At 36.0% G+C, this 21,672-nt stretch carries 20 protein-coding genes; 10 read left to right on the plus strand and 10 right to left on the minus strand.

Annotation, left to right across the window (positions count from 1 at the left end; all coding sequences use genetic code 11):
- Positions 1-324: 324 nt before the first annotated feature.
- The 5 genes from M2265_RS11405 to M2265_RS11425 all read right to left on the minus strand — a co-directional run bounded on the left by M2265_RS11405 (position 325) and on the right by M2265_RS11425 (position 3,716).
- Positions 325-714: a hypothetical protein gene (locus M2265_RS11405; RefSeq protein ID WP_132772295.1), complete on the minus strand. Its 390-nt coding sequence runs from the start codon at positions 712-714 to the stop codon at positions 325-327.
- Between the two features lie 107 nt (positions 715-821).
- On the minus strand, positions 822-1,916 hold the full coding sequence (locus M2265_RS11410; protein ID WP_021190224.1) for a hypothetical protein: 1,095 nt from the start codon (positions 1,914-1,916) through the stop codon (positions 822-824).
- Between the two features lie 14 nt (positions 1,917-1,930).
- A complete protein-coding gene (locus M2265_RS11415) occupies positions 1,931-2,743 on the minus strand; it encodes an RNA polymerase sigma factor (RefSeq protein ID WP_132772293.1) in 813 nt (270 codons plus the stop codon).
- A gap of 468 nt (positions 2,744-3,211) precedes the next feature.
- On the minus strand, positions 3,212-3,511 hold the full coding sequence (locus M2265_RS11420; RefSeq protein WP_021190222.1) for a type II toxin-antitoxin system RelE/ParE family toxin: 300 nt from the start codon (positions 3,509-3,511) through the stop codon (positions 3,212-3,214).
- Complete coding sequence (locus M2265_RS11425) at positions 3,501-3,716, minus strand: hypothetical protein (RefSeq protein ID WP_021190221.1); 216 nt, start codon at positions 3,714-3,716, stop codon at positions 3,501-3,503. Before M2265_RS11425 ends, M2265_RS11420 begins: the two co-directional genes overlap by 11 nt.
- A gap of 922 nt (positions 3,717-4,638) precedes the next feature.
- On the opposite strand from M2265_RS11425, the gene M2265_RS11430 reads away from it, so the two are divergent.
- The gene (locus M2265_RS11430) at positions 4,639-5,115 is read left to right on the plus strand and encodes a helix-turn-helix domain-containing protein (RefSeq protein WP_021187772.1); all 477 of its coding nucleotides are present in this window, start codon (positions 4,639-4,641) and stop codon (positions 5,113-5,115) included.
- Between the two features lie 202 nt (positions 5,116-5,317).
- On the opposite strand, the gene recN is transcribed toward M2265_RS11430, so the two are convergent.
- Positions 5,318-6,985 carry a DNA repair protein RecN gene (gene recN, locus M2265_RS11435; RefSeq protein WP_132772291.1) on the minus strand — a complete coding sequence of 556 codons (1,668 nt, stop codon included), beginning with the start codon at positions 6,983-6,985 and terminating at the stop codon, positions 5,318-5,320.
- Positions 6,986-7,481: 496 nt separating this feature from the next.
- Positions 7,482-8,375 carry an alkaline phosphatase family protein gene (locus M2265_RS11440; protein ID WP_132772289.1) on the minus strand — a complete coding sequence of 298 codons (894 nt, stop codon included), beginning with the start codon at positions 8,373-8,375 and terminating at the stop codon, positions 7,482-7,484.
- A gap of 359 nt (positions 8,376-8,734) precedes the next feature.
- On the opposite strand from M2265_RS11440, the gene M2265_RS11445 reads away from it, so the two are divergent.
- The 4 genes from M2265_RS11445 (at position 8,735) to M2265_RS11460 (ending at position 13,177) form a co-directional block, all read left to right on the plus strand.
- Complete coding sequence (locus tag M2265_RS11445) at positions 8,735-10,345, plus strand: DUF4139 domain-containing protein (RefSeq protein WP_132772287.1); 1,611 nt, start codon at positions 8,735-8,737, stop codon at positions 10,343-10,345.
- Between the two features lie 101 nt (positions 10,346-10,446).
- Positions 10,447-11,085 carry a SprT-like domain-containing protein gene (locus M2265_RS11450; protein ID WP_021187770.1) on the plus strand — a complete coding sequence of 213 codons (639 nt, stop codon included), beginning with the start codon at positions 10,447-10,449 and terminating at the stop codon, positions 11,083-11,085.
- On the plus strand, positions 11,069-12,718 hold the full coding sequence (locus M2265_RS11455; protein WP_132772285.1) for a M28 family metallopeptidase: 1,650 nt from the start codon (positions 11,069-11,071) through the stop codon (positions 12,716-12,718). Before M2265_RS11450 ends, M2265_RS11455 begins: the two co-directional genes overlap by 17 nt.
- A 45-nt stretch (positions 12,719-12,763) precedes the next feature.
- The gene (locus M2265_RS11460) at positions 12,764-13,177 is read left to right on the plus strand and encodes a hypothetical protein (RefSeq protein WP_021187768.1); all 414 of its coding nucleotides are present in this window, start codon (positions 12,764-12,766) and stop codon (positions 13,175-13,177) included.
- Between the two features lie 253 nt (positions 13,178-13,430).
- Here M2265_RS11460 and M2265_RS11465 read toward each other — a convergent pair whose 3' ends face one another.
- Positions 13,431-13,688, minus strand: a complete 258-nt coding sequence (locus M2265_RS11465) for a hypothetical protein (protein WP_021187767.1) — start codon at positions 13,686-13,688, stop codon at positions 13,431-13,433.
- A 309-nt stretch (positions 13,689-13,997) separates the two neighbouring features.
- On the opposite strand from M2265_RS11465, the gene M2265_RS11470 reads away from it, so the two are divergent.
- Positions 13,998-14,525: a hypothetical protein gene (locus tag M2265_RS11470; protein WP_132772284.1), complete on the plus strand. Its 528-nt coding sequence runs from the start codon at positions 13,998-14,000 to the stop codon at positions 14,523-14,525.
- On the opposite strand, the gene M2265_RS11475 is transcribed toward M2265_RS11470, so the two are convergent.
- Positions 14,522-16,867, minus strand: a complete 2,346-nt coding sequence (locus M2265_RS11475; RefSeq protein ID WP_132772282.1) for a BamA/TamA family outer membrane protein — start codon at positions 16,865-16,867, stop codon at positions 14,522-14,524. The two genes, M2265_RS11470 and M2265_RS11475, sit on opposite strands and share 4 nt — an antisense overlap.
- A 6-nt stretch (positions 16,868-16,873) precedes the next feature.
- Here M2265_RS11475 and M2265_RS11480 point away from each other — a divergent pair, with 6 nt between their 5' ends.
- The 3 genes from M2265_RS11480 to M2265_RS11490 all read left to right on the plus strand — a co-directional run bounded on the left by M2265_RS11480 (position 16,874) and on the right by M2265_RS11490 (position 20,107).
- Positions 16,874-17,623, plus strand: a complete 750-nt coding sequence (locus M2265_RS11480) for a TrmH family RNA methyltransferase (RefSeq protein ID WP_132772280.1) — start codon at positions 16,874-16,876, stop codon at positions 17,621-17,623.
- Positions 17,624-17,685: 62 nt separating this feature from the next.
- Complete coding sequence (locus M2265_RS11485) at positions 17,686-18,864, plus strand: MFS transporter (protein WP_132772278.1); 1,179 nt, start codon at positions 17,686-17,688, stop codon at positions 18,862-18,864.
- Positions 18,865-18,910: 46 nt separating this feature from the next.
- The gene (locus tag M2265_RS11490; protein ID WP_132772276.1) at positions 18,911-20,107 is read left to right on the plus strand and encodes an AI-2E family transporter; all 1,197 of its coding nucleotides are present in this window, start codon (positions 18,911-18,913) and stop codon (positions 20,105-20,107) included.
- Positions 20,108-20,243: 136 nt separating this feature from the next.
- On the opposite strand, the gene M2265_RS11495 is transcribed toward M2265_RS11490, so the two are convergent.
- Positions 20,244-20,954: a sterol desaturase family protein gene (locus M2265_RS11495; protein ID WP_132772274.1), complete on the minus strand. Its 711-nt coding sequence runs from the start codon at positions 20,952-20,954 to the stop codon at positions 20,244-20,246.
- Positions 20,955-21,023: 69 nt separating this feature from the next.
- Between M2265_RS11495 and M2265_RS11500 the strand changes: the two genes are divergently transcribed.
- The gene (locus tag M2265_RS11500; RefSeq protein WP_132772272.1) at positions 21,024-21,563 is read left to right on the plus strand and encodes a GNAT family N-acetyltransferase; all 540 of its coding nucleotides are present in this window, start codon (positions 21,024-21,026) and stop codon (positions 21,561-21,563) included.
- Positions 21,564-21,672 lie beyond the last annotated feature (109 nt).

Below are 21,672 nucleotides of genomic sequence, written 5' to 3' on the forward strand. Positions count from 1 at the left end.
AAGTAAATTTGAATGATTAAATTTACTTGTTTTTTGTTATTAAGGCTTAACTTAAATAGGCTGTTCAACAACATTTGATAGATTCTTCACCTATAAAAATGGTACCGACTTTAGTTCTATACCGCTAAACATCTGAGAAATTTCCTTGATTTGTTCTTCTTGATTCAAAGACCAATAGTACTTAATCTTTGCTCCCTCATCATTTTTGTAGACTTTAAAATGAGATCTACCTTTTGATGCAATCTGGCAATAGATGAGAAATAACAAAAACTTGCATGTTAGCCTCTAATCACTCTCCTATCTCCCACACTTATTCCTGTCTACTTATATCCAATTTCCAAATACAAGCTTATTCCGAATAGCAATTAAAAATAGACTGGAAAGTATAAGAAAGAACACTAAAAAGAAACAGAAAAATTTTGTTGTTTTGCTTCTTAACGCAATGTCATCCTTATACTTTTCATAGATGGTCATGTAGCGTCTATTCCCAAAAAAAACAAAATACGTCGTTAATACGCTCAAAAAACCTAATAAAATTGCTGCTGAATCTGTAGGCCCTTGTCGCGTCTCTATGTCTAAATATAGAATATAACAATAGTAAAAAGTTACATAAAGACCAAAGAATAACCCTCCAACTGTCAGCGGCGGGTTATCATTTTTAAATTGATTGTCTTTATAATAACTGTTGAAGATTACAAAAAATAATTTATCCATGCTTTACTTTTATTAACAAGTATTTGTTACGTTTCTATGATTTAAACCTTTTCCCGATTAGATATCTACACCAAATTTAATTTACTTCGATCTGCTATCCAAAAAAATTATTCTACAATAACATTTATACCAGCCATATTGGCTTTGTATTTAATCTTTTCAATCAAACCATAATAGCTCCAGTTTCGTAATAGAAATTCATCCTCTTTAGCAAACTCTTCTTTGGTCGTCTGATTGACTAATAATAATGTTCCTGCTTCAGATTTCACACATATATCAATCAGCCTTCGACTATATAGATGGAGACGACTATCTACATACTGCTTCTCCTTTTCGTTATACTGCTCCAAACTTTTCATTTTTTTCTTACGACCATGACCACCCCTATTGAATGTTGCAGCCTTTTGCAATCGTTGCTTAGCAGCCTGAATAGCCATCCGACGGTATAGGAATTCTTCTTTGTTTCCGATTTGATAACTATTCTTATCAATAGAAACTGTGATCGGATGCTCGACAGACAATGATGCTTCAGCAATGATATGATCTTTTAGTTCGTGTTGCTTTTTCGGTAATTCCAAAGCAAGCAACAGAAATATTTTCCCTTTCACAATCTGGATTGAACTTGTACATATTTTGATATGTCCCACCAGTGCTCGTTGTAGTAAAACCCTTTTGTCTGATCGGTCTTTACCTAGATACGTGCGGAAAGGAATTTTAAAAAGCTTCAATTTAAAATCCCAGCCTTTCTCATCATTGCTCAATTTTACTTGATTTCCACCGAAGGGAATTGGCATGTCCTTTTTATAATTCCTTAAAGATTTTTCACCTTTCCAATAAGCCACCCGATCAGTACTAAAAGCTCTGTTCAACGTCATATTCATTGATGAAAGAATATCGGATGGTAGTTTTCCTTTAAAATATAAAGACAATATGCGATAGGTGGTATTCATCTTTGATGATGTGAAGATACCTTCCGGATCCTTTTTAAAATCTCCCAATTTAACTTTAATATCATCACGCAGATAAATGAGATCCTTCATCTGCTCTTGAATAAATTGGTGCGTCATCACCATATTCGATCCGCGGTACACAACGTCCTGCCATTCGAACAATTTCTTATAATACTCAGATCGTTGTTCTTTATCATTACAATCTAAATAAAGCTGAACTTTTCGTGTTAAAACTAGCGTATCTTTTTCCATAACGGTATATATAATTAAGCGGTTTTCTTGGCGGTTTTAATCTTAGCATGTGCCTGGACAAAAAGCTTTTTGACCATAGTAGGATTCAATTTCAGTGATTCAGAGATTTGCTCAAATGACAATTGAAGCGCATAGCGCATATGAAAAATTTCTGTCTGATGGTCATTGAATTCACCTTCAAGGACAATTTTAGATGATCTATTTAACAGTTCCATGTGTTGCGAATTATTGAATACAGAACGTAGTGTCTCAATGGTTTTTTCAACCTGCAAGCTGACTTCATAGTCAGATATACCGCCCAAATAATGAGCAATACGCTCATAGTTAAAACTGTATTTTAAACAAAGTTTAATGAATAGCTGCTGTTGATTACTAAGGCTTGGCAATAGTTTGTTAAGTTGATCCAATCGTTCTTGTTTTTCTTCCTCCAGTTTCTCCAAATAGATCAGATCTACTTCGTCCTCTTCTTCAATTTCATAGCCGAGTAAAAACTTTTGATAATCCTCAATACCATCTAGCCGTAATAGGCTTTTGTGAAATCTATTGCACGTTGTATTAAAGAATGCATGTATAGCCGATTTAACCTGTGCCTTTAAAAAATTTAAGGTATCGTCAATATCCTTCACCTGTTTTCTATATAGCCATAGTCGCAATAAAGCTTCTTGAGCTATACTCTCAGCTACACAATCATCCTTTGTCGCCCGAAATGATCTAACGAAAAGATATCCGTAAAAGCGATTGTAGCAATAATTTAAGCCACGCTCATCTCCATCTTGAAGCAGGGAAATATACTTTTCGGCTTTCAGTATTTGTAAAGTTTTATTCATAATCATCGTTTTAGTCAAGGCATATGAGCATACCAATTCATCGGTTATTCACCTCAACAGATCTCAGCCGGCCTGGCGGATTTTATTGGAAACTGAGATCATGTTTGAGGTATACTAGGACTACTTAGAACATTAATATCATATTGGAATTGATCGGAAATAAGTAGCTTTATCAAGAGAATACCAATCGGTTATATATCTAACGACTTAAACTCAAAGAGTGAGTACCTAGATAATATATAGGCTTACTTTTTCATCGTCATCAAAGTGACCTGAGCATGCCTAGAGGTATATGGAGTTTTTAGAATATGGACTAACAGTAGGCCGTTGTGTAGTAATTAGTAGCATAGCTATCCCATAGATTGTATATACAGAAGTATTCAACTATGGATAGTTGTAATAAATAAGTATTTAGTGAGAGACCTATAGTCCTCACCCTACGGCTTCACAAGCAGCCTCAAGAATTATTTATGTGTGAGGGTATTTTTGCGGAGTTTGTGCGGTATGAAAAACCGCTTTGATGATGATCATCTCCTTCTCCTCATCTAACGTATAAAAAACGATATAAGGAAATTTCGTTAGCATCCTGCCACGAAAGTTAAGATAGAATACCTGGAAGTATCGGACTTTCAAAATATCAGCAACAGCTTTGTTATAGTCCTGAAGAAATTTTAAGGCAACTTTTTTAGAGACGTGTTCCAAATAATACGCGGTAGCTTCTTCAATTTGCTCTCTTGCTGCAGGAGTGATAAGTATGCTATAGGCCATATTTGACCTTCAACTCTTCGAAAACTAGACTAGCAGGCTGGCAATCATCAAGCGGCACATCATTCTGAGACAAAAGGAACTGCTCTTGTTCATCAGTTAGTTTGAAATTAGTCTCTTTCGACTCATATGTAGCCCCGATAAGTTCGAGTACTTCGAGGAAAAAAGAAGTCTTGTCTTCCGGAACAGATACTTTAAATGTAGTCATAACCAAATTTAGTAATAAATATTATAAGTTCCTAACTGGCAATAGTTTGAAATGACCGCATCAAGAGAACCTCAATTTTGTCTAATTTTAGTATTTCCAATATAGAGCTACCTTTTATATATGAATATTTTTAGATTAAAGAATACGACCAGAAAAAATTGACAGCTTATTTTCTAATTTCATTAACGAATAAGCGGACGCATTGTGTATATAACTTAAACCTAAACAATGAGGTGTTACTGCCAAGAACACTGTATAAATTTCAGATTATTGATAAATATTCAGTGAGTGGCAATAACCCTCACCCTACGGCGTCACAAGAAGCCTCAATTATTTTATATGGTAAACTAGAAACTAACCTTCTCACCCTTTAACTTTCTAACTATTTTCAAACGCTCTTCCAAATTGTAGTCAGGAACAACCTAGCAAATCTATTCTCTCTTGAAGTTCTGGTTGTATACACCTTCCAAATTCTGGTCATTAAAAACCCGAAAAGTACTATATTTGGATTAAAGAAGTTGTATATACCTTTCAAATTATGGTCAATTACAACTCATACATTTTCGATATTCAGTGAGTGGCAATAACCCTCACCCTACGGCGTTACAAGAAGCCTCAATTATTTTATAATAAGAGCCAAAGTAACCTTCGCCCCCCTTAACTTACTAACCTTCTAACTATCTAACTAATGCATCACGTAGTGAGTCCTACCCCACTAACTATTCCAATCAATACCAATACGTCAAAGAACTAAGAAGTTTAATCTTGGTTTATAATTCCTCTTGCAGAGGAATACATTACATTTTGTCTTTACCAACAAACTTTCGTAATTTTAAATCAAATTTATACTTTGTCAACCATAATCATTCCATGGTATCCTACCGATTTACCGGTATAGTACCGATCCACAAAATCATAGCATATGAACACTATTTTTGAAGAAAAAAAAGAAACCATGCACATCGGTCACAATATAAAACGGATAAGAGAAATTCAAGGAATTAAACAAGAGGCCCTTGGGCAATTATGCAGAAGCAAATACTCTCAACAACGTATTTCTGATTTTGAAAATATGGTTGCTTTTGACGAACCTCTTTTAAAAGAATTGGCAGATGCACTTGGGGTAACACCAGATTTCGTCAAATCGTTTAAAGACGAAAATGTAATATATAATATCCAGAATAACACGAATACATTTAATGATCATGCAATAGATCAAAGTCATAGTCAGCATACCCAACCAACATTCAATTCTGATGGTTCCGACAAATTATTGGCACTACTGGAAAAATTCATTGAGGAAGACCGCATCAAAACACAATCTATTGCAGCATTAAGTAAAGCGGTTTTAGATCTGGCCAGTGAAGTGAAAAAATTGAAAGAGGATAGAAATAGTTAATTGATCAAATATTCAACATCTCATCATATATTTTATGAGCAATCTCAGCTTATGCAAGACCTTTGAATAAGCTGAGACGCCGAAAACTTATAGAAGTACAAAATTCAAGCAATCTATCAAGGATCATGTTGTTAACTCTTTATCTATCTTGAACATACTAGACCACTATGATTAATCAGATCATTTTTAGTACTTACACGTACTAATCAACAATATTTAACAAGGCCTTAGCATGCGCTAGTGCTGCAGAGGTCGGTTTTATTCCGCTCAACATCTGAGCGATTTCTTTGATACGCTCTTCTTGATTTAAAAGCACAATATTAGATTTTGTTTTATCACCTTCATCAATTTTGTAGACTTTAAAATGAGATCTTCCTTTTGATGCGATCTGAGGTAAATGAGAAATCGCAATAACCTGCATATCCCCAGCCAAGCGTTCCATGATTTCCCCAACTTTCAATGCTACTTCACCAGAAATACCGGTGTCAATTTCATCAAAAATAATCGTCGGTAATGCTGAGCTCTTTGCAATCAAAGATTTAATCGCAAGCATAACACGCGATAACTCTCCACCTGAAGCAACCTTATGAATTGTCTGTAATTCCTGTCCTTTATTTGCCGAAAATAGAAATTGGATACTGTTCATTCCATTTTCTTTCAGTTCATTTTCCGCTAAATCCTCCAGCCTGACTTCCAGTTTGGCATTTGGCATTCCTACTTCCGCTAAGATTGAAACGACATGCTTTTCAATTTGAGGTAAAGCTTTTTGCCGAAGCTCTGTTAATGCTTTTCCTTTTTCTAAAGCCTGCTGATAAGTCTCGGTCAGCTCTTTCTCTAATGCGATGATCCGTTCATCCTGACTATTAACATCCAGTAGTTTTTGTTCTAAAGCATCTTTAATAGCCAATAAATCCTCTACTGTATCGACATGATGTTTCTTTTGAAGGTTATAAATCAAACTTAGACGTTCATTGATCAACAATAATTTATCCTGATCCAAATTTGTTCCCTGCTCCAGATAACCAATTTCTGTCGCAATATCCTTGGCCTCTATCCAGACACTCCGAAGTCGATTGACCAGATCGGGCAAAGCTGTAAGATAAGGAGCTACAGACTCTAACTGACCTAAAGATTCTTTCACCTGTAAGATTACGTTCTGCTCCTGCTCCTCTAAGATATGTACGGCACCAAGTAAGCCTCTTTTTATCTCTTCTGCATTCTCAAGTTGTTGCTGCTCGGCCTCCAAATTCACCTGCTCATCCGCTGTTAGCGATGCTTGATGAAGCTCATCAAACTGAAATTGATTAAAATCTGCTTCAATATGAGCTTGCTTGGCTTGTTCCTTTATCTTTCTTAATTCGTTTTTAACTTTTTTATACCTTAAAAATGAGGTTAGGTAACCCGCTTTTAAAGCAGTGGACTTTGCTACATTATCCACGACCAAAAACTGAAATTCCTCTGTATTGATCTGCAAGGTGGCATGCTGTGAATGAATATCAATCAACTTTTCACCTAAACTTTTAAGGATAGCTAAGGTAACTGGTGAATCGTTCACAAAAGCACGCGACTTACCATCTACACTAATTTCACGACGAATAATGGTTTCATTTTCATAATCCAGATCATGTTCCTGAAAAAAACCTTTCAGATCGTATGCTTCAATTTGAAAAAAACCTTCAATGCTGCATTTCTTATTTTGATTAAAAAAATATTTTCCTTCTACCCTACTTCCTAAAATAAGGGATAGCGCACCCATGATAATTGACTTACCCGCACCAGTTTCACCTGTGATGATATTCAATCCTTTATCAAATTGAATTGATAATTCGTCAATCAATGCGTAATTTTTAATATCTAATCTCGCTAGCATATTTTTTTATGTGTCTATTTTTTGACTTAATTTATATGAGATTAATCTTGAACGCTATCAAATTTAAACGAATATATCGCTCTCTCCGTTACCATCAAGAATTATTTAATATCGGAAAGATAATAAATATTATCTTTTTATAAGCTAACTGAAAACGAGCTAACTATAAAAATTTCCAGCACTAAGATAAAACAATAAATGATAATTTACTAATATAAATAGCTAAAAATCTATTTTTATTAGTATAAACAAGCGGTATGTGGAAGAAAAACAAACCTATATAACCATCTAGCTGTACAAAAATATATTTAAGGGGGACAAGGTAAATAAGCGAATGTATACGAAGTGCGCACGTTAATTTGTATTAGCACAAAAGGAATAAGAACACTTCTGCAAGTATCATCAGTAAAAGCATTTCAATAAAAAAAGACAGGCGCGATAAATTTTCGTATACCTATCTTTCAGATCTCTGCCTAGCGAGAGCAGAAACATATCGTTATTTAAAAATCACAATTGGCGCAATTCCCGTCCAGGATTTTGGAATATTCTTCAAGCCAAATAGCTTAGCGAGTACCAAAGAGGTATTTTTATTACTATTAAAAAACTGATCAGTAAGCCCTAGATTTTTAATTTTTGGACCGGTAATCGCCCATGGAATCTGCATTTCATTCATAGTCACGCCACCATGACCTTTTTTTATACCGCCATGATCTGTAATAAACAAAAAGTAGGTATCATCGTAAAGCTTTTGTTCTTTAAGCTTATCAATGAAATTACCGATTTCTACATCCACCTCTTCAATTGCTGTAATATACTGCGGCGACATCCATCCATATTCATGTCCTGCATGGTCTGTATGCACACTATACAAAAAGACTAAAGTAGGATCATTTTTATTTTTCTCTATAAATTTCAATGCCTTTGCATAATTATCTTTATACCTGTCGCCTTCCTCAAAGGAGACTTCATCCAAATATTTTTTGTTAATTGGATTGATTAATTCGGCCCAGTTGTAGTAAAATGCTGTTTTTGCATTGTTTTTTTTATCTTTGAATACCTTAAAGATAGACGGACTATATCCCTGCTCATCTGTTTCTATGGCTTTTAATATATGGTTTTCCATTGTCCAGTTGTTGGCTGTTATACCGTGTTCTTCCGGTCCCTGTCCCGTTAAATGACTTGTCCAATTGGGCAATGTGATCGATGGCATTACGGGCCTATTTGTCAACGTAATCAGTCCTTTTTCAAATAGCCGATCAATATTAGGGTGTTTAGAACCGTTGAACCCTTCAGTACTAAAACCATCAAGGCCAATTATAACTACCCTTTGTGCGTTTACATTAACGTAAACCAGTATAAACAATGCTACTATTAATACTCTTATTTTCATGGTATTATATATTATATTTTTTAACAGAATTTCACTCACTGCATCACCAGAACAATTCGGTCCCATTACATTGGTAAAACTAAAGTTAGAAAATATCTTTTGTTTAGCAAACATAAACTTTGTTTATTAAAACTAAAATTGAAATTTCTTCAACCGCCGTTTACCTACTGATAAGCAGCCTTTTATTAAATACCTACTCATTCTTTTAAAACAAAATTCATCTCTAGCATATTGTACCAATAATATCAGATCCCAATCTATTATTCCAGGTACATGGGGCAACATTATTCCTGTGCGAAATTATTTTTATGAAATAAAACTAATTACCGCATCTTTATATAAATTACTAAATGAACAAGATGGAGATAACAAAGATTTCATTAACAATTGGTAGCATCATCATCAGTGGCAGTTTATTTGCACAGAGCCCCCAAATTATTAAGACGGATTTAAAAGAGGTTATGCTGTATACCAATGCGGCTGAACTGAATCATCATGCAACCGTAAACCTGCCCACAGGAACTAGTGAACTTGTATTTACACATGTTGCAAATGGCATCGATGAAAACAGTATTCAGATCGGAAGCTCTCCTAACGTAACGGTGATGTCCGTACGGTCAGCTGTCAATTATATTGGAGCTGATGTCAAAAGTGACGCATTTGTACAAGCAGAGAATTTATACAAAAAGGAGGCTAACGCTTTAAAAGCTTTTGAAAATCAAAAGGCAACGGAAGAAAGTATCTTAAAACTACTGGAAAACAATCAAAAAATAGCTGGAACAAATGGTAGTACCACTGTTGCTGAACTTGCTAAAATGGCCGATTATTATAAGACTAAATACCTGGAGGTAAAAAGTAATATTACCATATTAGAAGATAAAATCGTTAGCCAGCAAGATGTCGTTAACAGAGCAAAAGTCCAGCTAGAAGAGGTACAGGGACAAACAACAGGTTCAGGGGGACAACTGATTGTTCAGGTTATCAATAACCAAGCTGGAAATCAACCTTTCGACATTACGTATACATCTTCACAGGCATCCTGGAATGCATCATATGATCTACGATCCGCTAGTACTACTGCACCGTTGGAAATCATTTACAAAGCGAATGTCACGCAAGAAACCGGAATCGACTGGAAACAGGTTCATCTGACCTTGTCAACAGGTGCTCCGTCTCAATACGGAATAGCGCCAACGCTAGTTCCTTGGCAACTGTATTATAATCAACCCACGTTTCCTCAAGCTTTGCAAAATAAGGCTTCAGGCCTTGTGCTTGATGAGGTCGTTACCATAAGTGACAAAAAAAATATCCGCATTCGGGGAACAAATGGTATCAATGCTTATACGCAGCAAAACGAAAATCAGCTGAATACGACATTTGATATTACTATCCCATACGATATTGCATCCAACGGCAAGCCACATAGTGTATCGTTAAAAGAATACAAGCATCCGGCAAATTACAATTATGTAGCGATACCTCGCTTAGATCCTAGCGTTTATCTCATGGCGGAATTAACAGATTACGAAAAACTAAATCTGATGCCCGGAATTGCAAATGTCATGTTCGAAAATATGCTGGTTGGCAAGACCTTTATTGATCCAAATATGTCTACCGATACGCTCAAAATGAGCATGGGGAGAGACAAGATGATCAGCATAAAGCGTGACAAGGTGAATGATCTATCTCAAACCAAGATATTGGGCGGAAGCAAAAAACAAAGCTTGGTGTATGAGATCACCATAAAAAATAATAAGAAGAGCAGTGTAACCATCAACCTGCAGGACCAGATACCAATTTCGACAGACAAATCGATGGAAATCACAGTCGATGATCAAGACGGCGCCGAATTAACAAAAGAGACCGGTATCCTGAAATGGAATGTCACAGTTCCTGCTGGCGCTACTAAAAAGATCCGATTTGGCTATAGTTTAAAATATCCAAAAGATAAACAGGTAAACATTTATTAAAGTATTCTTTTTTTTAAGCCGCACTAGTTATAGTGCGGCTTTTATTTTTTAATTTCTTTTTGCATAAGTGCTATAATAATAAAAAAAGTTATGTTTGTGTTATGCAGGATTATAGTGCTACATTGAAAAGATTTATGCCCGAAGAGGCTGCTCCCATTATCTCCAGATGGATCAATGATACGGGCTGTTTATTCAAAATATCTAAAACCCGAAGTACAAAACTTGGTGATTATCGTGCACCTTTTCGTACGGCTGGCCATCGCATTTCGGTGAATCATGATCTCAACCCCTATTCCTTCTTGATCACCACCATTCATGAGTTTGCACATCTGCAGACTTGGCAACAGCATAAACATGCTGTGAAGCCGCATGGGAGTGAATGGAAGTCTAATTTTCAAAATTTAATGAATCCATTTTTAGGGCTTCAGATTTTTCCTGCTGAAATTGCCACGGCTGTAGCGCAATATTTAGCAAATCCGGCAGCATCCAGTTGTACTGATCTTCATCTTTTTCGTACCCTTAAAAAATTTGACAAACATGCCGATCAGGTATTAACTGTTGAAATGTTACCTGAAAAAAGTCATTTCAAATTACAGAATGGCCGGGTATTTCAAAAGCAGGAAAAAGTGAGAAAGCGCTACAAATGCGTAGAATTGAGCAGTAACAAAATTTATCTTTTCCATCCTATTGCGGAGATTTATCCTATTGAAACAACACATCAACATGAAAAAACAATTTAAATACATAGCGTTAGGTATAGCATGCATGGGTATGCCGCATCTTGTATCAGCGCAAACGAAGCAAAATACCCTCGATCAAAAAGCTCTCAGCAGCATTACCGAAAAAAGCTATAAGAGCACCATCCTCAAACTTTCATCGGATGAATTTATGGGTAGAAAACCCTTTACAAAGGGGGATACTTTGGCGACCAACTATATCGCGGCTCAATTTAAAGCACTAGGACTAAAACCAGGTAATGGCAACAGTTACTTTCAGGAAGTTCCGATGGTAGAGATTACCTCCACTCCCAATGTAAGCCTATCTTTAAAATCTTCGCAAGACGAACTCTCACTAAATAATCTTACAGATTATGTGGTAACAAGCCGTCGTCTGCAGGATCATGTGGAATTGAAAAATACAGAGCTCGTTTTTGTAGGATTTGGTATCGTTGCTCCGGAATATCAGTGGAATGATTATCAAGATCTTGATGTAAAGGGAAAGACTGTCGTTGTCATGGTCAATGATCCCGGACATTATGATAAGTCTCTTTTTAAAGGCGATACAATGACCTATTATGGAAGATGGACATACAAGTACGAAGAAGCAGCACGTCAAGGTGCCGCAGGCGTTATGATAATCCATCAGACAAAAGCAGCTAGTTACGGTTGGAATGTGATCCGTACAGGCTGGGGAAATGCGCCACAGATGGACTTAGATAATGTGAGCGACCCTCATAAATATGCACAAGTGGAAGGCTGGTTATCGACAGAAAGTACATCCAAGCTTTTTAAACTAGCAGGTTATGATGACTCACTAATGGAAAAAGCGAAGAAAAAAGGCTTCAAAGCAGTTCCTTTGGGAATAACAACAAATTTTGAGGTCAGCAATAAAATAAAAAGATCAAAGTCAAATAATGTCATCGCCAGACTTGAAGGTAAAAGCCGTAAAGATGAAAATATTATCTACACCGCACATTGGGATCATCTCGGCATTGGCGAAGCAGTCAATGGAGACTCAATCTATAATGGTGCCATTGATAATGCTGCTGGGGTAGCGGCACTATTTGAGATTGCAAAAGCTTTTAAAGCAGCTAAAAAAGCTCCCGAACGTTCCATTGTATTTCTTGCCGTGACTTCGGAAGAAGACGGGTTACTGGGATCGGATTATTATGTTCGAAATCCGATTTACCCTTTAAATAAAACAGTTGCTAATATCAATATGGATGCCTTCAGTGCTGCGGGTGCTACCAAAGATGTATCTATTGTTGGAAAAGGGCAATCGGATATGGATGACTATGCCGAACGTTCTGCTCTCAAATTTGACCGCTATACGAAATCAGAGGGCAATCCTGGATCCGGAGGCTTCTATCGTTCTGATCATTTCAATTTTGCGAAGGTTGGTGTTCCTGCATTTTATGCTGGTAGTGGAAACGATTATCTGGAAAAAGATCGGTTCATTATTGAAAAACGAAAAAAAGCATTAGAGGGCCGTTATCATGCTGTCAACGATGAAGTGATTCCGGAGTGGAATTTTGAAGGTATGTTAGCCGATATTCTACTATTTTTTGATATTGGTTATACCTTAAGTCAAGAAGCGACTTTCCCGAAATGGAAAGAAAAATCTGAATTTAAAGAAATAGGCGAAAAGCGTTAGTTATTTTATACTTTTGTATTCAAAGAATTAATTAAAGAAGAAATTATGTTACACTTACACTCGACATTAGCAATTATCTTATTGTTAGCTCTGATTGTTTCAATCATCATTACCTTTGTAAACTTCTCAGGTAACAAACCGTATAATAGAAAAATTGCGCTGTTAGGTTTTATCGCCTCTCACTTGCAATTATTAATTGGATTGATTTTATTCTTCGTATTAAAATACCCATCCATGATCTCAGGTTCTATTATGAAAGACCCTACGATGCGTTTTAAAATTATCGAGCATCCGCTTACGATGATTATCGCGATTGTGTTAATTTCTATTGGTTATATAAAAGCTAAAAAATTGACTGATGCCAAACAAGCTAACAAAACTGTTTTGATTTTTTACATTCTTGGATTAATCTTAATCTTAGCACGTATTCCTTGGGGAACTTGGTCATTATTTGCATAATTAATTGCTATTCGTACTATAAAAAAATACGCTGTTTCTCTTACGGGAAACAGCGTATTTTTTTTCGACATTTTATCTTGGCGCGGGTAAGTAAATATTTAAAACTTTTAACCCTATGCTTTGTTATATCTTAACCTCCAAAAGGGGGTTAACTGTCATCTAGATAGAACCGTACCAAGGCAATTCGAAGAAAAACAGCGTAAAAAAAACGTCAATTCTTTCGAATTGACGATTACTATATTTTTATAAAGACTTATTTATTTTTTCCGAATCCTAAAATTCCAAAAACTGTTCTAAAAGCGATAAGAGATGCTACTACAAGGCTAATGTTAGCTATTGCTGAAAACATCGATACATGTTGATCAAAGTTTGTGCAAACATCTGGTACAAATCTAATGAATACTCCTATAAGACCCAAAACGATAGCTATTGTTAAAGTCTTGTAATAATGAGTTTGATTTGCGTTATTATCAGTCTTTTTTGGTTCTCTATGTTGTACTGTTTCTGCCATTTCGATTTAATTTTTTTACAAGACAAAGGTACAAATTATTCATTGTTTCGGAAATAAAATAACAAAAACATTTATTGAATTATTAAGGCTATCTATTTTATAAAGAGATAGAAAATGTCTAAAATTGCAACGCAAACAATTTTTAATGAAACATCATGAACTAAATCAGTTCAAATCTTGAAGATTACTGGATTTATGATTGCTTCATTATTGATAAAAAACAAATTTAATAATGAAACCATCATGATCTTACAGATAGCTAAGTGCAGATCATGATCGCTTGATATCCGTTAAAAAACAAATTATATAATGAAAAAACTATTGTTTCTCCTGCTGTTAATTCCATTTTTAGGGCATGCACAAATGCAAAAAATAGAGAATTTTATAGTAAAAGAAAATTTATCAGGCAATGGGAAACTTGCCATTATAGCTGTAGATTCGGCAGAGAAGACAAATGAACGTATCAACGGTACGTATAAGTTTAGCATTAATGGGTTTACCCAGGACTTACAGTTCCACGATGGAATTGGGGTTCCAAATGATAAAATTGAATCCTCAACATTTGTATTCTTCAAACATAAGAATCAAGACAGATCAAAAGGTCGACTATTTTATATCTATAAATCTGACAAAGGATTGTCAGCATTTGCGATCAGCGGACTTATGTTTCTCATTATCCCGGCAGTGATCTTACTTATTGCTTATGCATTTAAGAAACTATTATTAACGGCAATTGTACTGGCTGTATGTTTCTTTTTCTTCAATCACTCGCAGGGCCTAAATATCTCGTCTATTATAGAGTCTATTTTTGCAAGTTTAAAAAACTTAATTTTCTAAAAAGGTAATCCAATACCAAAGTTATACTGAATAAAATTATAACGGTCAGGCCTATGTGTCTGGTAATACTGATCCTTAAATTCTTTGGAATCGAAAAAATGCTTTAACACCCATTGATCGCTTCCTGAGAATTGCGGATCTTTAACTTTAAGTCCTGCATCCAATCGGATAATAAAATAGTCGGAATCAAAACGAAGTCCAAAACCCGTTCCTATTGCAATCTGACTTAAAAATTTATTAAACTTAAACTCTCCGCCTGGATTTAATTCGTTCTCTTTTAATCGCCAAACATTTCCAAAGTCAACGAAGGTAGCACCATTCATCTTAGCTCCTAATACGCTATTTAATATACGGAAACGATATTCAGCATTTCCTTCAATTTTGATTTCCCCTAATTGATCTAAGTTCCGAAGGTTCAACCGTAAGTCTTCACTGACACTTTCGCGATTATAATTTCCGGGACCCAATGTCCTCGCTTGCCAAGCACGCATGCCATTCATTCCGCCTCCGTAAAAGCTTTTTTCGAAAATCATGAGCGTCGAATTGTTTCCATAAGGAATAGCAATACCTGGATTGATCCTAAAAACAAATTGTCTATTGCCCCCTAGATTACGATAAAGACGATAGTCTAATTCCGTTTTGGCATACTGCAAATAAGGTACTCCAAGAACCCTTTTTTCGCCATCCGCCGTCCGGTCAAACTTAACTACCCGGCTTACAAGATCTAAAATATTACCACTTAAATCTACTGAGCCTTTGAAATAATTAAAATTTTCCTTCTTGGTCAGCTTCTTGGCGTTATAAGTGAATGCGTACTGGGATCCCAGACCAAAATACTCGCGGTTATTACTTCGTACATACAATAAATACCCTTGATCTATCAGGTTCTGAGCAAAATTATCGTTTAAACGTCCTTGTCTATATTCTAATACAATAGGCGTAAAGCTGTGGAATTTGTTTGCAGATTCGTGCCAGGAGTAATTTAATGTATTGATAAAATAACGGTTTGAATAGGTGGCATCCTGATTGAAGATTTGTAAGCTCGTCGAAAAAGTCGTTTTGGCTAAACCATACTGTGCGGTATTGCTGACAGGAAAAGGTGTCATCATACGTGGGACAATCAGATTTACACCGATCTGAATATCATTATTAAAGATTTTGTTAGAAATGCTACCACTAAGTCTAGGGTCAAACAAAATACCATAACGTAATTTTACTTCCAATAGTTCGGCTCCGCCAAAGATATTACGATGTGAAAATGTATTTCCGATATTAAAACCGCTCATACCTGAACTCAGTGTAAATTCACCTTCAATCTGATTTCCCATCAACGGACGAGGTACCATCTCATAGAAAGCATCCAATTTATTTGAATCTGTCTTTTGATAATGAATTTTAACACTCCGAAATCCATTCATTTCGTACAAACGATCGTAAGAAAGATTTTCTTTCGTCAGATTGTAAGGATTCCCAGATTTGATATACATATATCTGGTCAATGGTTTCAGACGAAAATTATTTGTTTCGTCTGTGAAATGGATCTTATTGATGCTGTCAAATGTCTGTTTAATTTCTTTCTTTGCTGTTCCAAAATTTCGAATAGTAACAAAGATATTATCAATGGTATATGCCTGATGTTTTGTTGAATCGCTTGGATTTTCAACCTGCACTTCTAAATTTAGCTGATTTTTCTTTGATATCGAATCTACAGCAACACGCATGTATTGACGGATATAATCAAAATAGCCATGATCACGCATAGCCATATACAATTTTTCTCTTTCTGTGATCAGGTTTACCGCATCATATTGATCTCCTTCTTTGATAACTGTAGCTGGTTTTACTTCTTTTTTATAAAGGTCGGCAACTATAGGGTCTGCAAAGTTGTACGTAATTTTGCTCATGTAGTAGGGATCGCCCTGAGTAACATTAAAATGAATGGTCGCTCTTTTCTTCTTAACTGCTATTTCAGGTGTTACGCTAGCACCAAAATAACCTTTTGTAAATAAAAATCTTTTTATCTGTGTCGCAGATAAATCAACTAAACCAGAATCTAATAAATGGGGGGCTTCACCGACATTTCTGATATTACGTTTCTTATATTTTCCATCTTTTGTATTAAAAAGATTATAGATAAATAAGTTAACCCGCGAATTGACCTTAATCTCATTCGAGATGTAGAGTGAGGTTGTTTCTTTGAGCTCAGGTTTCACACCATGGATATCCACATGATCTACCAAAGCTTGGTCCTCATTTAAGAAACGTGCTGTACGGCAAGATGTGAAAATTAGCAACAAAAGCGTTATACTTGTAAAAGCTAAAAGGCGTTGATTATTTATCATTAAAAAATGTTGTCAAAAGCACAAATTACTCTAATATCATCACTTCAAAATAAAAAGTTTCGCAAACAACATGGTCTTTTTATTGTCGAAGGAATAAAATCTGTTATCGAATTTCTATCTTCCTCCTATCAAGTTGACAGCTTATTTTATACAGAAGATGTACTCGCAAAAGTGGGTAAAATATCGGGAAAAATAAAATCTTATGTGCTGACTGAAAACGAATTTCAAAAAATCAGCAGCTTAAAATCTCCACAGGGTATACTGGCTCTGGTACATATACCGAAACAGAAGGCATTAGCCATAAAAGATTTCAAAGGACAGCATACCTTACTCTTGGACGACATTCAGGATCCTGGAAATCTCGGCACCATTATCCGCACAGCCGAATGGTTTGGTTTTCAACAGATCCTTTGTTCAATTGGTACTGTCGATGCTTATAATCCTAAAGTTGTTCAGGCTACAATGGGTTCTCTTTCACGTATCGAGATCCATTATCTCGATTTAAAAGCTTTTATTCAAGAGGCTCAAATACCTGTTTTTGGTGCTTTACTCAACGGCGATAGTATTTACGAAACCGACTGGAGAGATGAAGGTCTCCTTATTCTGGGAAATGAGGGAAATGGCATTTCGGATGAACTAATTGAATTGGTCGACAAACCGGTCACGATTCCGAGGATCGGTGAGGCAGAATCTTTAAATGTCGCTGTAGCAACCACCATCTTTTGTTCGGAAATAGCGCGAACAAAAAAATTATAAGACATCGCCTTCTCTCAAAAAGAAGGCGATTCATTTTTTACACAAACAAGAGTCCGTTTACCATGACTGAAAATAAATCCATATATACATTACAATTTGCCCTTCTCTGCCTGAGTTCGCTACTGTTCTCAGCGAGTTTCAATATGATTATTCCAGAGCTTCCGAACTACTTGAGCCAAATGGGGGGAGCCGAACATAAGGGTCTAATCATAGCCTTATTTACTTTAACAGCTGGTATCTCGCGTCCTTTCAGTGGTAAATTGACCGATCGATGGGGTCGCGTGCCGGTCATGGCCATCGGGTCTATTGTTTGTTTCTTATGCGGTTTTCTATATCCTGTGCTCACGACAGTCTCCGGTTTTCTTCTTTTGAGATTGATTCATGGTTTTTCAACAGGTTTCAAACCTACTGCTACTTCAGCTTACGTTGCTGATATCATACCACGCGAACGCTGGGGTGAAGCTTTGGGGATGCATGGTCTCTGTTTTGCAATTGGCGGTGCAGTAGGTCCCGCTATCGGTAGTGCTATTTTCCAGTATTTTGGTATCAATATCATGTTCTATAGCTCATCGCTTTTTGCGCTTCTTTCTATTGTTATTGTCATGAATATGAAGGAAACACTTGCAAAAAAAGAAAAGCTAAATTTATCCATGTTCAAAATCTCGCGTACCGACATCATTGATATCGGTGTATTACCAGCGGGAATTGTAACGTTTCTATCTTACTCCGCATTTGGAGCCATATTGACATTAATCCCCGATTGGAGTGATCACCTCAATCTGAGCAATAAGGGGATATTCTTTGCCGCATATACGATTGCATCAATTTTGATCCGCTTCATATCAGGAAAAGCATCGGACAGATATGGACGTACCAAAGTAATTATGATCGGGTTATTTATTGTTGGTATTTCTTTATACCTCATTGGACAGGGAGATTCCTTTAACAAACTGATGTTAGGTGCAAGTATATACGGTATCGGTACAGGAATCTTATCTCCTGCGATCAATGCCTGGACCATAGACCTTGGTAAGCATAATCAACGTGGACGTGCGGTAGCGACGATGTACATATCGATGGAGGCAGGTATTGGTTTAGGAGCCTTATTTGCAGGGATGTACTATCAGGATATTATCACCAGGATACCGCAAGTGATGTATTTTAATGCTTTGTTTTTAGGTATCGCTTTACTGTATATGTTTTTTTGGCAAGGATTTAGCTATAGAAAGAAAAAAGCTTAATTGTATTCTCAATTAAGATTAACCCTTTATTTGTTAGCAGTCATATATGGAAAGTAAATCAGGAAAAAAACCGTATTCAGTTGAGCTTGCCTCAAGTTTGTTTGCCCTGGCATTAATCATCGGATTTTTATATGTCACTCAAAGTGTTATCGTACCGTTACTTTTTGCGATCATTCTTTCAATGACGCTCTACCCGATTGCATCATTTTTTGAAAATAAATTGAGATTTGGAAAGGCGGCCGCTTCGATCATGGCTGTTATTATTGCCATCTTAATTATCAGCACTTTGATATGGTTTATTGTACATCAAAGTATTATTATTGGAAAAGATGCTGTGGCGATTCAGGAAAAAGTATTGGCTGCTGTAGAATCAATACAGAACTGGATTCAATCTCAATTTGGATTAGAGCGAAGTGAGGTGATTCAAAAGATGAAAGAGCAAGGAAATAATGCTTTGGAAAATGTGGGTGGTTATATGTCTACCGCTTTTGGTTCAATCGGAAGTACATTAGCAGGTGTTATATTAGTTCCTATCTTTATTTTCTTTCTCCTTTACTACCGTGATTTTTTCAAAGAGTTTTTCTTTAAATCGTTCAAAAACACGGATAACAAGAAAATTCATGCTGTACTGAGCAAAATCTATGAGGTGGTACAAAGTTATTGTTTGGGGCTTGTAACAGTGATGGGAATTGTCGCTGTACTGAATACTGTTGGTCTCATGTTGATGGGTATTCAATACGCCTGGTTTTTCGGTTCTATGGCTTCTTTACTCATGTTATTGCCTTATATCGGTATCGCTATTGGCTCAATCTTACCGGCTTTGTTTGCTTTGGCAACAAAAGATAGCGCTTTATATGCGGTCGGTGTGATTGCTTGGTTCCAAGTGGTTCAATTTTTAGAAGGTAATATCATTACTCCTAATATCGTCGGCAGTAAAGTAAGTATCAATCCCCTGATGGCTATTATTGCTATTCTACTGGGCGGAATGATTTTTGGTTTAGCAGGATTAATTCTAGCGCTACCCATGTTCGCAACTTTAAAGGTGATTTTTGATGCGATCCCCAGCATGGAGCCTATCGGATATTTAATCGGTGAGCCTGAAAAAGAGCATCTCAAACGAAATGCAACACAGGAATTGCTTCAAAAATGGGGAATCGTACGGAAACCTAAAAAGTTTCTTCCACCAACTGTTGTTGAATCGGCTTCGCCGGATGATACAAACAGTACTGATAAAAAACTGTAAACACTCTTTTACTAAGTGATAAAACAATTCGTCCAAGGATCTGAAAGATGATTCTTGGACGAATTATTTTATATGATCATTTATTGCAACCGGATTTTTAATGGTTGACATTGCTGAATTAAGTGTATTCCTGGTTTCAGGATTCCCGATGAGTTTTGAATAGTCTATCCCAGATTGAGGTATAAAAACCAAAATTGACATGAATATCATGATGATGATTCATATGAAAAAGACCATTGGTGATCCATCGATTTTTAAACTCAAACAGATTAAACCCAATATGTCCTAATATTGCCCACAAGAGATTGAATCCTAGATAAAAACCAACTGTAAAAATATCGCAGGAAATTAACATAAAGGTGATGATCAGAATGGCTCCGAACATCACATTTTCTAGTGGATGCATCACAAAGAGACTCAATGCATTTGTACGTTCGAAAGTATGGTGCCTATAATGAAAATAACGGTATAAAATAGATTTGTGAACAAGCCAGTGCAGTATAAACATCAAAAAATCCACAAGAAACAAAACGCCTAAAAATTTGATTGGAAATACCTTCCAATCAAGATCAACTATTTTAATCCATCCAATTCTTAACATATAAATGCCCGCAATGGCAACAACCGCATTAAGGGAGATATTTAAAATTGCATTTCCTATATCTGCTTTCAATATGGGATGACGCTCAACCAACTCCTGCTTGCTGTTATACAGATAGTGCGCCACAGCATAAAATATGATGGATAAGAAAAATAGCAGAAAATTCCCTAGAAATGCTATTTGTACGACTACCGAAAAATCTGCCTGATGTAAGTAATCAACAATTTCTCCCCCCATTGTATCCATTTTCTTCACTAAGCTTTAAATAGTTGAAGATAATTAATTTCTATTAACTTTACTTTAAATAATATTTTTATGAAATACGTACCTACACTCGAAACGGAGAGACTACTTATTCGTCCGATAACTTTAGATGATATTGAAGCATTCTATGCGATGGATTCGCAACCGGAAGTTCATCTTTATTTAAACAGATCTCCTTTAAAATCGAGTGAAGAGGCAAAAGATTATATTCTTAGTTTGCTGCAGCAATATGACGCATATGGTACAGGACGTGTTGCTGTTATTGAAAAAGCAACAAATCAATTTATAGGCTGGACCGGATTTAAATTTATCGACGAACCGATGAATGATCGGGTCAATTTTCTAGACTTTGGCTATCGCTATCGTAAAGAGTCCTGGGGTAAAGGTTATGCCACAGAAGCGGCATTGGCCTGTATTGCCTTTTACTATGAAAACATGACGCATATACCTCTCCATGCCATTACGCACGTCGATAATCAAGGTTCGCGAAATGTATTGGAGAAGGCTGGATTTAAGATTACGGATACTTTTAAGTTTACCATCTGGGACATGGACTGTTATTGGTATGATCGGGTTGAAGATGCTAAATAAGACCTGAATGCATCTTTTCTGAATTTAGAATGCCACTTTTGAATGTTGAAATTTTCAATGTAAATCTATTTGTATATCCTTTGGATAAAACGAAATGCTTTTCGTATTT

It is taken from the genome of Sphingobacterium kitahiroshimense (genome assembly GCF_025961315.1).
Taxonomy (GTDB): Bacteria; Bacteroidota; Bacteroidia; order Sphingobacteriales; family Sphingobacteriaceae; genus Sphingobacterium; species Sphingobacterium anhuiense.

Coding starts and splice junctions, on each gene's coding strand:
- M2265_RS11405 (WP_132772295.1), bottom strand. CDS start 714: ATGGATAAATTATTTTTTGTAATCTTCAACAGTTATTATAAAGACAAT.
- M2265_RS11410 (WP_021190224.1), bottom strand. CDS start 1,916: ATGGAAAAAGATACGCTAGTTTTAACACGAAAAGTTCAGCTTTATTTA.
- M2265_RS11415 (WP_132772293.1), bottom strand. CDS start 2,743: ATGAATAAAACTTTACAAATACTGAAAGCCGAAAAGTATATTTCCCTG.
- M2265_RS11420 (WP_021190222.1), bottom strand. CDS start 3,511: ATGGCCTATAGCATACTTATCACTCCTGCAGCAAGAGAGCAAATTGAA.
- M2265_RS11425 (WP_021190221.1), bottom strand. CDS start 3,716: ATGACTACATTTAAAGTATCTGTTCCGGAAGACAAGACTTCTTTTTTC.
- M2265_RS11430 (WP_021187772.1), top strand. CDS start 4,639: ATGAACACTATTTTTGAAGAAAAAAAAGAAACCATGCACATCGGTCAC.
- recN (WP_132772291.1), bottom strand. CDS start 6,985: ATGCTAGCGAGATTAGATATTAAAAATTACGCATTGATTGACGAATTA.
- M2265_RS11440 (WP_132772289.1), bottom strand. CDS start 8,375: ATGAAAATAAGAGTATTAATAGTAGCATTGTTTATACTGGTTTACGTT.
- M2265_RS11445 (WP_132772287.1), top strand. CDS start 8,735: ATGGAGATAACAAAGATTTCATTAACAATTGGTAGCATCATCATCAGT.
- M2265_RS11450 (WP_021187770.1), top strand. CDS start 10,447: ATGCAGGATTATAGTGCTACATTGAAAAGATTTATGCCCGAAGAGGCT.
- M2265_RS11455 (WP_132772285.1), top strand. CDS start 11,069: ATGAAAAAACAATTTAAATACATAGCGTTAGGTATAGCATGCATGGGT.
- M2265_RS11460 (WP_021187768.1), top strand. CDS start 12,764: ATGTTACACTTACACTCGACATTAGCAATTATCTTATTGTTAGCTCTG.
- M2265_RS11465 (WP_021187767.1), bottom strand. CDS start 13,688: ATGGCAGAAACAGTACAACATAGAGAACCAAAAAAGACTGATAATAAC.
- M2265_RS11470 (WP_132772284.1), top strand. CDS start 13,998: ATGAAAAAACTATTGTTTCTCCTGCTGTTAATTCCATTTTTAGGGCAT.
- M2265_RS11475 (WP_132772282.1), bottom strand. CDS start 16,867: ATGATAAATAATCAACGCCTTTTAGCTTTTACAAGTATAACGCTTTTG.
- M2265_RS11480 (WP_132772280.1), top strand. CDS start 16,874: ATGTTGTCAAAAGCACAAATTACTCTAATATCATCACTTCAAAATAAA.
- M2265_RS11485 (WP_132772278.1), top strand. CDS start 17,686: ATGACTGAAAATAAATCCATATATACATTACAATTTGCCCTTCTCTGC.
- M2265_RS11490 (WP_132772276.1), top strand. CDS start 18,911: ATGGAAAGTAAATCAGGAAAAAAACCGTATTCAGTTGAGCTTGCCTCA.
- M2265_RS11495 (WP_132772274.1), bottom strand. CDS start 20,954: ATGGATACAATGGGGGGAGAAATTGTTGATTACTTACATCAGGCAGAT.
- M2265_RS11500 (WP_132772272.1), top strand. CDS start 21,024: ATGAAATACGTACCTACACTCGAAACGGAGAGACTACTTATTCGTCCG.